Origin of the sequence: Citrobacter sp. wls717 (assembly GCF_005280955.1) — a bacterium.
Lineage (GTDB): Bacteria > Pseudomonadota > Gammaproteobacteria > Enterobacterales > Enterobacteriaceae > Citrobacter > Citrobacter werkmanii.
The window spans coordinates 164,636-178,241 of record NZ_SZWW01000016.1; the positions used below are offsets into that span (position 1 = coordinate 164,636).

Sequence of the window (13,606 nt, forward strand, 5' to 3'; positions counted from 1 at the left end):
CCTCTATTTAGTCGCCTGGTGCGCAAACATATTCACTTTATATGCACATTAAGTGAATATCGCCACGTTGTAACCTGTTGATATTCCGTCACCGACCTTTGTTTATGCACTTTTTTTGCTGGCTGGCACGAACCCTGCAATCTACATTTACACCGCAAATACTATATTTATTAACATATAAATAACCTTTTATTTACCGTTGAGGTCGCTATGTCTCTGTCAATTACGCGTGAAAATTTTGATGAATGGATGATGCCCGTATATGCCCCGGCTCCTTTTATTCCGGTGCGTGGTGAAGGTTCACGTCTGTGGGATCAGCAGGGTAAAGAGTATATCGATTTCGCGGGAGGCATTGCGGTTAACGCGCTGGGGCACGCCCATCCGGCATTGCGCGAGGCATTAAACGACCAGGCGAGCAAATTCTGGCACACGGGAAATGGCTACACCAACGAGCCGGTGCTGCGTCTGGCGAAAAAGCTGATTGATGCCACCTTCGCCGAGCGTGTTTTCTTCTGTAACTCCGGCGCGGAGGCTAACGAAGCGGCATTAAAGCTGGCGCGTAAATATGCTCACGATCGTTTTGGCAGCCAGAAGAGCGGCATCGTGGCGTTTAAAAATGCTTTCCATGGCCGCACGCTGTTCACCGTCAGCGCCGGAGGGCAGCCCGCTTATTCACAAGATTTCGCGCCGCTGCCGCCGGATATCCGCCATGCCGTCTATAACGATCTCGACTCCGCCCGCCAACTGATTGATGACACCACCTGTGCGGTCATCGTTGAACCGGTGCAGGGGGAAGGCGGCGTCGTACCGGCAACAAATGACTTCTTACAGGGGCTGCGTGAATTATGCGATCGCCACAATGCGCTGCTGGTTTTTGACGAAGTCCAGACCGGTGTGGGTCGTACCGGCGAACTGTATGCCTATATGCACTATGGCGTTACGCCAGACCTGCTGACGACAGCCAAAGCGTTGGGCGGCGGTTTCCCCATCGGCGCGTTATTGGCGACAGCAGACTGTGCCAGCGTGATGACGGTTGGTACGCACGGTACAACATACGGCGGAAACCCGCTGGCCACGGCGGTGGCGGGCAAACTGCTGGAGATTGTTAACACCCCGGATATGCTCAACGGTGTTAAGCAGCGTCACGACTGGTTTGTGGAGCGTATTAACGCTATTAACGAACGTTTTGGACTGTTTAGTGAAATTCGTGGGCTCGGCCTGCTGATCGGCTGCGTACTGAACGCGGAATTTGCCGGGAAAGCGAAACTCATCTCGCAAGAGGCGGCCAATGCCGGAGTGATGGTGCTGATCGCCGGCGCTAACGTGGTGCGCTTTGCGCCAGCGTTAAACGTCAGCGAAGAAGAGGTTGCTAGCGGACTGGATCGCTTTGCGCTGGCCTGCGAACGAATTAAAGCAGGAGGTTCATCATGATGGTGATTCGTCCTATTGAACGCGCTGATATCACCGCGCTGATGCAACTGGCCGGTAAGACCGGCGGTGGTTTGACTTCGCTACCGGCCAATGAAGCCACGCTGATGGCGCGTATCGAACGCTCGCTACAAACCTGGCGCGGTGAGTTGCCGAAAAGTGAGCAAGGCTATGTTTTTGTACTGGAAGACAGCGCCAGCGGAACCGTGGCAGGGATTTGCGCCATCGAGGTGGCGGTAGGGCTTAACGATCCCTGGTACAACTATCGGGTTGGCACGCTGGTGCACGCCTCGAAAGAGCTGAACGTATATAACGCGCTGCCGACGTTGTTTCTGAGTAACGATCACACGGGCAGCAGCGAGCTTTGCTCTCTGTTTCTCGATCCCGACTGGCGTAAAGAGGGCAACGGCTATTTGTTGTCTAAATCGCGCTTTATGTTTATGGCGGCATTTCGTGACCGGTTTAATGAAAAGGTCGTGGCCGAGATGCGCGGCGTAATCGATGAGCACGGTTACTCTCCCTTCTGGGAAAGCCTCGGCAAACGCTTTTTCTCCATGGAATTCAGCCGGGCGGATTTTCTCTGCGGCACCGGACAAAAAGCCTTTATTGCTGAACTGATGCCCAAGCATCCTATTTATACCCATTTCCTGTCTGAGGAAGCGCAAAGCGTAATTGGTCAGGTACATCCGCAAACCGCTCCGGCGCGGGCGGTGCTGGAGAAAGAAGGATTTCGCTACCGTAACTATGTCGACATTTTCGATGGCGGGCCGACGCTGGAATGCGATATCGACCGCGTTCGCGCTATTCGTAAAAGCAGGCTGGTGGAAGTGGCGGAAGGTCAGCCAGCGATCGGTGATTACCCGGCCTGTCTGGTCGCTAATGAAAACTATCAAAACTTCCGCGTCATGTTGGTTCGCGCTGACCCGGATACCCAACGTCTGGTACTGACGGCGGCGCAACTGGACGCCCTGAAATGCCACGCGGGCGACCATGTACGTTTTGTGCGTCTTTGTGCAGAGGAGAAAACAGCATGACATTATGGATAAACGGCGACTGGGTGACGGGGCTTGGCGAGCGTCGGGTGAAAACGAATCCGGTAAGCGGTGATGTGCTGTGGCAAGGTAATGATGCCGACGCGACTCAGGTGATGCAGGCTTGCCGTGCTGCGCGCACCGCCTTTGCCGGTTGGGCTAAACACCCCTTTAGCGCGCGTCAGGCTATTGTCGAAAAATTTGCTTCATTGCTGGAAAGCAATAAAGCCGAGCTAACCCAGATTATCGCCCGGGAAACCGGCAAGCCGCGCTGGGAAGCCGCCACTGAACTGACGGCGATGATCAATAAAATTGCTATTTCCGTGAAAGCTTACCATGCCCGTACCGGAGAGCAGCACAGCGAACTACCGGATGGCGCGGCGACGTTGCGCCATCGGCCGCACGGCGTGCTGGCGGTATTTGGCCCGTATAACTTCCCTGGCCATTTGCCCAATGGCCATATTGTTCCGGCTCTGCTGGCGGGCAACACGTTGATTTTCAAGCCCAGCGAGTTGACGCCGTGGACCGGTGAAGCCGTGACAAAGCTGTGGGAACAGGCGGGATTGCCGCCGGGCGTGCTGAATCTGGTGCAGGGCGGACGCGAAACGGGGCAGGCGCTGAGCGCGTTGGATGATCTGGATGGTCTGCTGTTTACCGGCAGTGCCAATACCGGTTATCAGCTGCATCGACAGTTATCCGGCCAGCCGGAAAAAATCCTTGCGCTGGAGATGGGCGGCAACAACCCTCTGATCATTGAGAACCCGGAAGATATTGATGCGGCAGTACATCTGACCATTCAATCCGCATTTGTTACCGCCGGGCAGCGTTGTACCTGCGCCCGTCGCCTGTTGGTTAAAAACGGCGCGCAGGGGGATGCGTTCCTCGCGCGTCTGGTGGAAGTCAGCCAACGACTAATGCCAGCTCACTGGGATGCGGAACCGCAGCCGTTTTTAGGCGGGCTGATTTCTGAACAGGCCGCACAGCACGTTTGTGATGCCTGGCAACGTCTGGCGTCGTTGGGGGGGCGCACGCTGCTGGCGCCACGCATGGTGAAAGCCGGAACGTCGCTGCTGACCCCCGGTATTATTGAACTGACCGACGTGGCAAACGTACCCGATGAAGAGGTTTTTGGTCCTCTGCTCGGCGTCTGGCGCTATGACAGCTTTGATGACGCGATTCGTATGGCGAACAACACCCGCTTTGGGTTGTCATGCGGGCTGGTTTCACCCGATCGCAGCCAGTTTGATCAGCTCCTGCTGGAGGCGCGGGCCGGGATTGTTAACTGGAATAAACCGTTAACCGGCGCGGCAAGCACCGCACCGTTTGGTGGTGTGGGCGCGTCCGGTAACCATCGCGCGAGCGCGTGGTATGCCGCGGATTATTGCGCCTGGCCGATGGCGAGCCTGGAATCTCCGGCCTTAACCCTGCCGTCGGCGCTCAGCCCCGGTCTGGATTTCTCTTGCGGGGATAAACGATGAAAGCGCGTGAGGTCAATTTCGATGGTCTGGTGGGACTCACCCACCACTATGCGGGACTGTCATTTGGTAATGAGGCTTCGACCAGCCACCGTTTTCAGGTGTCGAACCCTCGTCTGGCGGCAAAGCAGGGTTTGTTAAAAATGAAAGCGCTGACTGATGCGGGATTCCCTCAGGCGGTGATCCCGCCTCATGAACGTCCCTATATCCCGGCGCTGCGTCAGTTGGGCTTTTGCGGCAGTGATGAGCAGATTCTGGACAAGGTGGCGCGTCAGGCGCCGCACTGGCTCTCCAGCGCCAGCTCCGCATCACCTATGTGGGTGGCGAATGCGGCAACGGTCTGTCCTTCGGCAGATTCACTGGACGGGAAAGTGCATTTAACGGTGTCGAATCTGAATAATAAGTTCCACCGTTCGCTGGAAGCGCCGACGACCGAAGCGCTGTTACGCTCGATTTTTCGTGATGAAAATACCTTTGCGATTCATGGCGCATTGCCTCAGGTTGCGTTGTTCGGTGATGAAGGGGCGGCAAACCATAACCGCCTTGGTGGAGATTATGGCGATCCCGGCGTACAACTGTTTATTTACGGTCGTGAAGAGGGGAATGCGTCACAGCCGAGGCGCTATCCGGCGAGACAATCTCGTGAAGCCAGCGAGGCCGTAGCCCGGCTGAATCAGGTCAATCCACATCAGCTTGTTTTTGCTCAGCAAAACCCGGATGTCATCGATCTTGGCGTGTTTCATAACGATGTGATTGCGGTGTCGAATCGTCAGGTGCTGTTTTGTCATCAGCAGGCGTTTGTCAGACAGCAAACGTTGTTAGAGCAACTACGCCGTCAGGTGGACGGTTTTACCGCGCTGGAAGTCCCGGCTGCGGAGGTGTCGGTGCAGGATGCGGTAACGACCTATCTGTTTAACAGCCAATTACTGAGTCGTGACGACGGTTCGATGATGCTGGTTTTACCGCAGGAGTGTCGGGAGCATGCTGGCGTGTGGCGATATCTGAGCCGTTTGCTTGCAGATGACAATCCGATCGATGACCTGCGGGTCTTTGATTTGCGTGAAAGCATGTCCAACGGCGGCGGCCCGGCCTGTTTACGCCTGCGAGTGGTGCTTACCCCACAGGAGCTGCAGGCCGTGAATCCGGCGGTTATCATGAACGACACGCTGTTCAATACGCTGAATAACTGGGTTGACCGCTACTATCGCGATCGCCTTGTCGCAACGGACCTCGCGGATCCACAGCTGTTGCGCGAAGGGCGTGAAGCGTTGGATACGCTGACGCAATTGCTCAATCTCGGCTCTGTTTATCCCTTCCAGCAGGAGAGAACGAGCCATGGATAATTTTCTGGCCCTGACGCTCGCAGGTAGCGCACCTGAGAAAACGCAGGGCACAATTCACGGTTTTGTCTGGCAATGGCTTGGTTACGGGGTACTGGAACTGACACCAACTGCGCCGGTTGAACAGTCGCTGGTGCTTTCTGCGGGAATTCATGGCAATGAAACCGCGCCGGTAGAAATACTTGATTCATTGCTGACCAGGCTGTTTAACGGTGAGCTGGCGCTAACATGGCGGCTGCTGGTCATTCTCGGTAACCCGCAGGCGCTGGCCGCGGGAAAACGTTATTGTCATAGCGATCTGAACCGTATGTTTGGTGGCCGATGGCAGAGTTTTGCCGAGAGTGAAGAGACGCACAGAGCCCATGAGCTTGAACTGTGTCTGGCAGATTTTTACTCGCGCGCGAAAGAGCCTGTGCGCTGGCATCTGGATCTTCACACCGCCATTCGCGGCTCACAGCATTTGCGCTTTGGCGTGTTGCCACAACGCAATGTTGCCTGGGACGAAAACTTTCTGGGTTGGCTGGGGGATGCGGGGCTGGAGGCATTGGTTTTCCATCAGACCCCAGGCGGTACGTTCACCCATTTTAGCGCTGAACGTTTTGGTGCGCTGGCCTGTACGCTGGAACTGGGTAAAGCGCTGCCGTTCGGGCAAAACGATCTGACCCAGTTTGCACACACAGCAGATGCGATGGCGCAGCTGCTGCGGGGCGAGCGAGTGTCAACGGTAGAAACATCTCCGTTGCGCTACCGTGTGGTCTCGCAGATTACGCGGCGTAGCGACGATTTTATTCTCCACATGGATAACCAGACGCTCAATTTTACCCCCTTTACCGAGGGAACGTTACTGGCGCAGGACGGAAATGAACGTTTTATCGTCACCCATGACGTTGAATACGTTCTTTTTCCGAACCCAAATGTGGCCTGTGGTTTACGTGCCGGATTGATGCTCGAAAGATTTTGATAAATATAATCGCCCTCAGATTTATTTCTGAGGGCTTATTTTTACGTGCGCTTTAGATTTATTACAGATTATTCCTGGTAAGTTGCTTTCTTAATAATCACAGTTCAGGTATAGTTCTTCATAATCCATTCAAAATCATCTGGTTGTAATTTTTTATTTCAACTCTGCGCAATTTATTCTTTTTTTCTCCATAATCGATGAATGTTTGTTTTTTACACTTTCATTGTTTTACCGTTGCTCTGATTAATTGACGCTTAAGCCGGTAAAGTTAATCTCGTCAACACGACATCACATTGCATAAGAATCGCATGAATGTCGTAAAAATAACTGAAAGAAAGGATAGAAATTATGCGTAAACTGACTGCTCTGTTTGTTGCCTCTACCCTGGCGCTGGGCGCTGCAAACCTGGCCCATGCTGCTGACACCACAACAACTGCGCCAGCGGATGCCAAACCAATGATGCATCACAACGGGAAGTTCGCCCCGCATCACGACATGATGTTCAAAGACCTGAACCTGACCGACGCGCAGAAACAGCAGATTCGCGAAATTATGAAAGGCCAGCGCGATCAGATGAAGCGTCCGCCGCTGGAAGAACGCCGCGCCATGCACGATATCATCGCCAGCGATAGCTTCGATAAAGCGAAAGCCGAAGCGCAAATTGCGAAGATGGAAGAACAGCGTAAAGCCAACATGCTGGCGCACATGGAAACGCAGAACAAGATTTACAACATTCTGACGCCGGAACAGAAAAAGCAGTTTAATGCCAATTTTGAGAAGCGTCTGACAGAACGTCCGGCGCAGAAAGGTAAAATGCCAGAAGCTGCCGAGTAATCGCCAGTCGTCTACACTAAATCAGTCATGCTGTGTCGGCGTTCAGCGCCGCACAGTGTGCAACAAACTCAAGACCGCCGCTCTTGTCCACAACACGTTTAACGATGTGGGCAGGATCGGCGGTTTTTTCTTTCCCGCCAGGAGAAGCGTTAATTTTTTTGCAAAATACCCTATTCAGCACTAAGGCAAATCAACCCTGTTGCCGATAACGATACTCTGCAGGGTAAATATCACAATGATGATTTATGGCTGGCTGTTCACGGCAGGTTGACGTGCTACGCCTTTCTGGAGGGGTGATGGAATATTTCGATATCCGCAAAATGCCGGTCAGTCTGTGGCGCAATGGGGCGGGAGAAACGCGAGAGATTTGCTGTTTTCCGCCAGCAACACGCGATTTTCACTGGCGGGCGAGTATCGCCTCCCTTGCAGCAAACGGAGAGTTTTCTCTTTTTCCGGGCGTAGAACGCGTGATTACCTTGCTGGAAGGAGGTGAAGTGACCCTGGAAGAGGCGAACATCTTCACTCACACCCTGAAGCAGCATCAACCTTTTACTTTTGCTGGTGACAAGGTAGTAAAAGCAAAGCTGACGGAAGGACGGATGTCGATGGATTTTAATATCATGACCCGACGAGATGTTTGCCAGGCGAAAGTCAGAGTTGCCGATCGCACTTTTACGACCTTTGGTTCTCGTGGCGGCGTCGTGTTTGTTATCAGTGGCGCCTGGCAATTGGGTGAGAAGCTGCTGACGGCCGATCAGGGCGCGAGCTGGCACGACGGTAAACACACCCTGCGCCTGTTGGAGCGCGAGGGAAAACTGCTGTTCAGCGAGATTAACTGGATGCCGGGATACTCTCCGGATTCAGTTCAATAATGTCGTATTTGCCAGACAAAACAGGCCGGCAGAGAATTTTGTAGCCATCATGGTCAAAGCCAGCCGGCATTCTCGCCAGGGTTGTCGCCTCATCCAGCGTTGCAACGGCGCCCAGCCAAAACCAGTTATTGATGATATGGTACTGAGTCATTTCAGCGCGGGTTTCTTGCAGCGCAATGGCATTGTTCCACGGCCAGCAGATGACGCGTACTCTTTCCAGCGCCTCAAGCAGGCGCGAATGATGCGCCTGCGGGCTCTCTTTCCCACAGCACGCTCCGGCGCAGCGCTTTAGCGCTGAGCGAAAGCAGGCGCGCCCGCGACTCAAGGGTTCCAGCCCCAACAGGCCGTAGCACAGTTGCTGTTCATCGGCGATGCTTTGCAATGTTTGTAGCGCGGCACGGCGATTGGCAAACAAACCAAACAGATTGGGGGCATGGGAGAAATCAATATCTCGTGCGTAAACAACCTGAACAGTCTGGTCGGTAAGCTGCAGGGCGCAAAGCTGACGATTGCGTCGCAACCGTTTATTAAACAGAGGCTGCTGCTCTTTGATAAGCCGCGCTTCTAACAGTAGGGCGCCAATTTCTCCAGCCGTACAAATCCAGCTAATGCGTTTGGACTGGCGCAGCATTGCCGCTTCGTCCGTGGTACGCAGGTGTGACAACACGCGACTGCGAATATTGACGCTTTTGCCTATATAAAGCGGCAGGGTGTCGCTTTCGCTATGAAACAGATAGACGCCGGGCACCGCGGGAAGCGCACTCAAAAATGGGCGCAGATGCTCGGGGTATTCATAAATTGCTGCTGCCTCTAATGTCAGGCGAGGGGCTGATTGACGCCGTACCACTTTTCACTCCGCTGCTGGTTATCCATCCAGTATAACAGCTGAGGGGCGATTAAAAAAGCGGCATGATCAGGCTGCTAAGGCCGGAGAGCAGCAATAGGGGCGCTACCCGGCCTTAGGCAGAAAAAATTATGCTTTTTTCCAGAAATCATCAAACACGGTGATGGGTGGGCGACGTTTGTGCTCAGTCTTCAGATACCAACCTTCGATTTTTTTAGCTATTTCAGCATCCAGCGTTTTTCCTTCCAGATAATCGTCGATGTTGTCATAGCTCACGCCCAATGCGGCTTCATCCGGCAGAGAAGGGCGATCGTCTTCAAGGTCGGCGGTGGGAGCTTTCTTATATAAATGCTCCGGGCAACCCAGCGCAGCAAGCAGCTGTTTACCCTGGCGCTTGTTCAGACGGAATATTGGGTTGATGTCAGTACCGCCATCGCCATATTTAGTGAAGAAACCGGTGATCGCTTCTGCTGCATGATCGGTACCCACGACAACGCCGCTGGTCATGCCCGCGATACTGTATTGCGCCTTCATACGTTCACGGGCTTTTTCGTTGCCGCGCACAAAATCACTCAGCTCAATTCCCGCCTCACGCAAAGCCTGCTCGCTGGCCAGCACTGCGCCTTTAATATTGACGGTGAGTACGCGGTCCGGTTGTATAAAGGCGATGGCATCCTGGCAGTCCTGCTCGTCAGCCTGAACGCCATACGGTAAACGCACCGCAATAAATTGTAGCGCGTCATTCCCCGTTTCCTGGCGGAGCTCGGAAACGGCCATTTGGCAGAGTTTTCCGGCGAGGGTAGAGTCTTGTCCGCCGCTAATGCCCAACACCAGTGATTTCAGAAAGGGGTAGGTTTGCAGGTATGATTTCAGGAAATCTACGCTGCGACGAATTTCCTCTTCTGCATTAATGTGCGGTTTTGCGCCAAGCGCTTTGATTATCTCTTGCTGCAGAGTCATGCAACCCCCTGTGAAAAATAAAATGATATGTTAAAGCTAACGCGTTGAGGCCCAAACGACAAGGGATGCAGGCCTGATATAACATCATTTTGTTTTAATAGAATTTTCCGAAACGGCCTAAGTATCATCTGATTGCTTGAAAAATGCGTTGTTGTGCTCCAGGCTTACATAACACGCTGAAAAACAAGAGGACGAAAAAATGAACAAGAATCTAACAGGAATTCTGGGTGCAGCGGCTGTTTTGACTATGCTGGCGGGGTGTACGGCCTATGATCGTACCAAAGACCAATTTGTTCAGCCCGTAGTGAAAGATGTGAAGAAAGGGATGAGCAGGGCGCAGGTCGCGCAGATTGCCGGTAAGCCTTCTTCAGAAGTGAGCATGATCCATGCGCGCGGGACCTGTCAGACCTACATCCTGGGTCAACGAGATGGTAAAGCTGAAACCTATTTCGTTGCTTTAGACGATACTGGTCATGTGATTAACTCTGGCTACCAGACCTGCGCAGAATACGACACCGACCCGCAGGCAGCGAAGTAGTAACAACTGTTTATTGCCTGAGCACTCTGAACAACCGGCCATCGCGCCGGTTTTTTTGTGCCGCACGATCTTATTTATTGCCGCGAATTATTTGCATAAAATGTGAGGGGGGTCATAACGACAGGTCAAGGAGAGACAATTTAGTTGGTCAAGGAAATACCATCCATCGGTACAATCCCGTATACTCGTTTCAGCCACCTAAAAAAGTAATTTAGCTGACGCAGGTTACCCAGAGCATGGATGCAGGTTATGGCTTGCGGAGTGTCTGGTTGACAGATAATCGCACATGAGGATCGTTTTAATGGAAAAGAAACACATTTATCTGTTTTGTTCTGCGGGCATGTCGACTTCATTGTTGGTATCGAAGATGCGTGCTCAGGCCGAAAAATACGAAGTGCCGGTTATTATTGAAGCGTTTCCTGAAACGCTGGCCGGAGAAAAAGGTCCAGCGGCCGATGTTGTGTTATTAGGTCCGCAAATTGCTTATATGTTGCCCGAAATTCAGCGTTTGTTACCCAACAAGCCTGTGGAAGTGATTGACTCGCTGCTGTATGGCAAAGTCGATGGTTTAGGCGTGCTTAAGGCTGCTGTTGCAGCAATTAAAAAAGCCGCAGCAAATTAATTATTTTATTTTAATTTTTCCCGTCAAAGAGTTATTTCATTAACATTCACCGCAATTATTAATTGCGGTATTTAAGGGTATTTTTCTATGAGTAACGCTATTGCTTCACTTGAAAAGGTACTCCTTCCTTTTGCTGTAAAAATTGGAAAGCAGCCGCACGTTAATGCAATCAAAAACGGTTTTATTCGTTTAATGCCGTTAACCCTCGCAGGGGCAATGTTTGTATTAATTAATAACGTTTTCCTGAGCTTTGGGGAGGGGTCGTTTTTTTATTCGATGGGCATTCGACTTGATGCTTCAACTATTGAAACGCTGAATAGCTTGAAAGGCATTGGTGGAAACGTCTATAACGGTACGCTGGGTATCATGTCATTGATGGCGCCGTTTTTTATCGGCATGGCGCTGGCAGAAGAACGCAAGGTCGACTCACTGGCTGCCGGGTTGTTATCTGTCGCCGCATTTATGACCGTCACGCCATACAGCGTGGGTGAAGCTTATGCGGTTGGCGCTAACTGGCTGGGCGGCGCGAATATTATTTCCGGTATTATTATCGGCCTGGTGGTCGCGGAAATGTTCACTTTTGTGGTCCATCGTAATTGGGTGATCAAATTACCTGATAGCGTACCGACATCCGTATCGCGTTCCTTCTCTGCGCTGATTCCTGGCTTTCTTATTCTCTCCATTATGGGGATCATCGCCTGGGCGCTGAACACCTGGGGTACCAACTTCCATCAGATCATTATGGATTCCATTTCAACGCCGCTGGCATCGCTGGGTAGCGTAGTGGGTTGGGCCTATGTGATTTTTGTTCCGCTGCTGTGGTTCTTTGGTATTCACGGTTCTTTGGCGCTGACCGCGCTGGACAGCGGAATCATGACGCCATGGGCGCTGGAAAACATCTCTATCTACCAACAGTTTGGTTCCGTAGACGCTGCGCTGGAAGCCGGTAAGACGTTCCACGTCTGGGCGAAACCGATGCTCGACTCCTATATTTTCCTTGGGGGTAGCGGGGCAACGCTGGGTCTGATTATCGCTATCTTCCTGGCATCGCGTCGTCCTGACTATCGTCAGGTTGCTAAGCTGGCACTGCCGTCAGGTCTCTTCCAGATTAACGAACCTATCCTGTTCGGTCTGCCGATCATCATGAACCCGGTTATGTTTATTCCGTTCATTCTGGTTCAGCCGATTCTGGCGGCGATTACGCTGGCAGCTTACTACTCAGGCATTATTCCACCGATTACCAACATCGCGCCGTGGACTATGCCAACCGGTTTGGGCGCGTTCTTTAACACCAACGGTAGCGTCGCCGCTCTGCTGGTCGCGCTGTTCAACCTCGGTATTGCAACGCTGGTTTACCTGCCGTTCGTGGTAGTAGCCAACAAAGCTCAGAACGTTATTGATCAAGAAGAAAGCGAAGAAGATATCGCTAACGCATTGAAATTCTAAATTTAATCCGGCGTGGCTTCGCGGTCATGCCAGACTGAACCAGAGGAAAAAAGTATGTTGGATATCGAGAATATCGTCGACACGCAGTCAGAAGCAGAAGAACTTGAAGAAGTGGTGATGGGGCTCATCATTAATTCTGGTCAGGCGCGTAGCCTGGCATACGGCGCACTCAAAATGGCCAAGCAGGGGGATTTTGAAGCAGCGAAGACCATGATGGACCAGTCTCGCCTGGCGCTGAACGAAGCGCACCTCGTGCAAACAAAACTGATTGAAGGCGATCAGGGCGAAGGTAAAATGAAAGTCAGCCTGGTGCTGGTCCACGCACAGGATCATCTGATGACCTCGATGCTGGCGCGCGAGTTGGTCACTGAACTGATTGAACTTCACGAGAAGCTGAAATAGCGAGGAGTGCAAAATGCAGCTACAGATTAACGCACCGGAAATCAAAACCGTCTATGAACAGCAGCTGTTTAATGGCAAAAATTTCCATGTGTTCATCTATAACAAAACTGAGAGCATCAGTGGGCTGCATCAACATGACTACTATGAATTTACGCTGGTTTTAACCGGACGCTATTATCAGGAAATCAACGGTAAACGCGTATTGCTTGAGCGCGGGGACTTTGTTTTTATCCCGTTGGGATCGCATCACCAGAGTTTCTATGATTTCGGTGCGACAAGGATCCTCAACGTCGGTATCAGTAAACGTTTTTTTGAACAGCACTACCACCCGCTGCTGCCGTTTTGTTTCGTTGCATCGCAGGTCTATCGGGCGAATAACTCGTTTCTTACCTACATTGAAACGGTTATTGCATCACTGAACTTTCGTGAGAGCGGACTCGATGAATTTGTAGAAGTGGTCACCTTCTATATTATTAATCGGCTGCGCCATCATCGCGAAGAGCAGGTGCTGGATGATATTCCTCAGTGGCTCAAAACCACCGTCGAGACCATGCATGATAAACGGCAGTTTAGCGAGAATGCGCTGGAAAATATGGTACACCTGTCCGCGAAATCCCAGGAGTATCTGACCCGCGCGACCCAGCGTTATTACAGCAAAACGCCGATGCAGATCATTAATGAAATTCGCATTAATTTTGCTAAAAAACAGCTGGAAATGACTAACTATTCTGTAACGGATATTGCTTATGAGTCTGGTTACAGTAGTCCAAGCCTGTTTATTAAAACATTTAAAAAGCTGACGTCGTTTACGCCAAATAGCTATCGTAAGAAATTAACTGAATTTAATCAGTAG

The 13,606-nt window shown here is 51.9% G+C and carries 14 protein-coding genes; 12 read left to right on the top strand and 2 right to left on the bottom strand.

Features of this window, described 5'->3' with window-relative positions; genetic code table 11:
• Positions 1 to 210 precede the first annotated feature (210 nt).
• From FDX09_RS10830 to ves, 7 genes are all read left to right on the top strand, one after another.
• The gene (locus FDX09_RS10830; RefSeq protein ID WP_137347191.1) at positions 211 to 1,431 is read left to right on the top strand and encodes an aspartate aminotransferase family protein; all 1,221 of its coding nucleotides are present in this window, start codon (positions 211 to 213) and stop codon (positions 1,429 to 1,431) included.
• Positions 1,428 to 2,462 (top strand): arginine N-succinyltransferase, encoded by a 1,035-nt coding sequence (gene astA, locus FDX09_RS10835; RefSeq protein ID WP_038640139.1) that lies wholly within the window; start codon positions 1,428 to 1,430, stop codon positions 2,460 to 2,462. Before FDX09_RS10830 ends, astA begins: the two co-directional genes overlap by 4 nt.
• Entirely contained in the window at positions 2,459 to 3,937 is a 1,479-nt protein-coding gene (astD, locus tag FDX09_RS10840; protein ID WP_137347192.1) for a succinylglutamate-semialdehyde dehydrogenase, read from the top strand. The genes astA and astD overlap by 4 nt, the downstream gene beginning before the upstream one ends.
• On the top strand, positions 3,934 to 5,277 hold the full coding sequence (gene astB / locus FDX09_RS10845; RefSeq protein ID WP_137347193.1) for an N-succinylarginine dihydrolase: 1,344 nt from the start codon (positions 3,934 to 3,936) through the stop codon (positions 5,275 to 5,277). Before astD ends, astB begins: the two co-directional genes overlap by 4 nt.
• The gene (gene astE, locus FDX09_RS10850; protein WP_085049501.1) at positions 5,270 to 6,235 is read left to right on the top strand and encodes a succinylglutamate desuccinylase; all 966 of its coding nucleotides are present in this window, start codon (positions 5,270 to 5,272) and stop codon (positions 6,233 to 6,235) included. The genes astB and astE overlap by 8 nt, the downstream gene beginning before the upstream one ends.
• 348 nt (positions 6,236 to 6,583) lie before the next feature.
• Complete coding sequence (gene spy, locus FDX09_RS10855) at positions 6,584 to 7,069, top strand: ATP-independent periplasmic protein-refolding chaperone Spy (protein WP_085049500.1); 486 nt, start codon at positions 6,584 to 6,586, stop codon at positions 7,067 to 7,069.
• A 296-nt stretch (positions 7,070 to 7,365) separates the two neighbouring features.
• Positions 7,366 to 7,941: an environmental stress-induced protein Ves gene (gene ves / locus FDX09_RS10860; protein WP_069324272.1), complete on the top strand. Its 576-nt coding sequence runs from the start codon at positions 7,366 to 7,368 to the stop codon at positions 7,939 to 7,941.
• Here ves and cho read toward each other — a convergent pair.
• Together cho and nadE are read right to left on the bottom strand one after the other, a co-directional pair.
• Positions 7,901 to 8,788, bottom strand: coding sequence for an excinuclease Cho (gene cho / locus FDX09_RS10865; protein WP_069324271.1), 888 nt, complete (start codon positions 8,786 to 8,788; stop codon positions 7,901 to 7,903). The genes ves and cho overlap by 41 nt on opposite strands.
• 126 nt (positions 8,789 to 8,914) lie before the next feature.
• A complete protein-coding gene (nadE, locus tag FDX09_RS10870) occupies positions 8,915 to 9,745 on the bottom strand; it encodes an ammonia-dependent NAD(+) synthetase (protein ID WP_038640152.1) in 831 nt (276 codons plus the stop codon).
• Positions 9,746 to 9,944: 199 nt separating this feature from the next.
• On the opposite strand from nadE, the gene osmE reads away from it, so the two are divergent.
• The 5 genes from osmE (at position 9,945) to chbR (ending at position 13,606) form a co-directional block, all read left to right on the top strand.
• Entirely contained in the window at positions 9,945 to 10,283 is a 339-nt protein-coding gene (gene osmE / locus FDX09_RS10875) for an osmotically-inducible lipoprotein OsmE (protein WP_006684842.1), read from the top strand.
• A gap of 301 nt (positions 10,284 to 10,584) precedes the next feature.
• Positions 10,585 to 10,905: a PTS N,N'-diacetylchitobiose transporter subunit IIB gene (gene chbB / locus FDX09_RS10885; protein WP_003030620.1), complete on the top strand. Its 321-nt coding sequence runs from the start codon at positions 10,585 to 10,587 to the stop codon at positions 10,903 to 10,905.
• A gap of 87 nt (positions 10,906 to 10,992) precedes the next feature.
• Positions 10,993 to 12,351, top strand: coding sequence for a PTS N,N'-diacetylchitobiose transporter subunit IIC (chbC, locus tag FDX09_RS10890; RefSeq protein ID WP_006684840.1), 1,359 nt, complete (start codon positions 10,993 to 10,995; stop codon positions 12,349 to 12,351).
• Between the two features lie 54 nt (positions 12,352 to 12,405).
• The gene (gene chbA, locus FDX09_RS10895; protein WP_038640158.1) at positions 12,406 to 12,753 is read left to right on the top strand and encodes a PTS N,N'-diacetylchitobiose transporter subunit IIA; all 348 of its coding nucleotides are present in this window, start codon (positions 12,406 to 12,408) and stop codon (positions 12,751 to 12,753) included.
• A 13-nt stretch (positions 12,754 to 12,766) separates the two neighbouring features.
• A complete protein-coding gene (gene chbR / locus FDX09_RS10900; protein ID WP_003030617.1) occupies positions 12,767 to 13,606 on the top strand; it encodes a transcriptional regulator ChbR in 840 nt (279 codons plus the stop codon).

Coding starts and splice junctions, on each gene's coding strand:
- FDX09_RS10830 (WP_137347191.1), top strand. CDS start 211: ATGTCTCTGTCAATTACGCGTGAAAATTTTGATGAATGGATGATGCCC.
- astA (WP_038640139.1), top strand. CDS start 1,428: ATGATGGTGATTCGTCCTATTGAACGCGCTGATATCACCGCGCTGATG.
- astD (WP_137347192.1), top strand. CDS start 2,459: ATGACATTATGGATAAACGGCGACTGGGTGACGGGGCTTGGCGAGCGT.
- astB (WP_137347193.1), top strand. CDS start 3,934: ATGAAAGCGCGTGAGGTCAATTTCGATGGTCTGGTGGGACTCACCCAC.
- astE (WP_085049501.1), top strand. CDS start 5,270: ATGGATAATTTTCTGGCCCTGACGCTCGCAGGTAGCGCACCTGAGAAA.
- spy (WP_085049500.1), top strand. CDS start 6,584: ATGCGTAAACTGACTGCTCTGTTTGTTGCCTCTACCCTGGCGCTGGGC.
- ves (WP_069324272.1), top strand. CDS start 7,366: ATGGAATATTTCGATATCCGCAAAATGCCGGTCAGTCTGTGGCGCAAT.
- nadE (WP_038640152.1), bottom strand. CDS start 9,745: ATGACTCTGCAGCAAGAGATAATCAAAGCGCTTGGCGCAAAACCGCAC.
- osmE (WP_006684842.1), top strand. CDS start 9,945: ATGAACAAGAATCTAACAGGAATTCTGGGTGCAGCGGCTGTTTTGACT.
- chbB (WP_003030620.1), top strand. CDS start 10,585: ATGGAAAAGAAACACATTTATCTGTTTTGTTCTGCGGGCATGTCGACT.
- chbC (WP_006684840.1), top strand. CDS start 10,993: ATGAGTAACGCTATTGCTTCACTTGAAAAGGTACTCCTTCCTTTTGCT.
- chbA (WP_038640158.1), top strand. CDS start 12,406: ATGTTGGATATCGAGAATATCGTCGACACGCAGTCAGAAGCAGAAGAA.
- chbR (WP_003030617.1), top strand. CDS start 12,767: ATGCAGCTACAGATTAACGCACCGGAAATCAAAACCGTCTATGAACAG.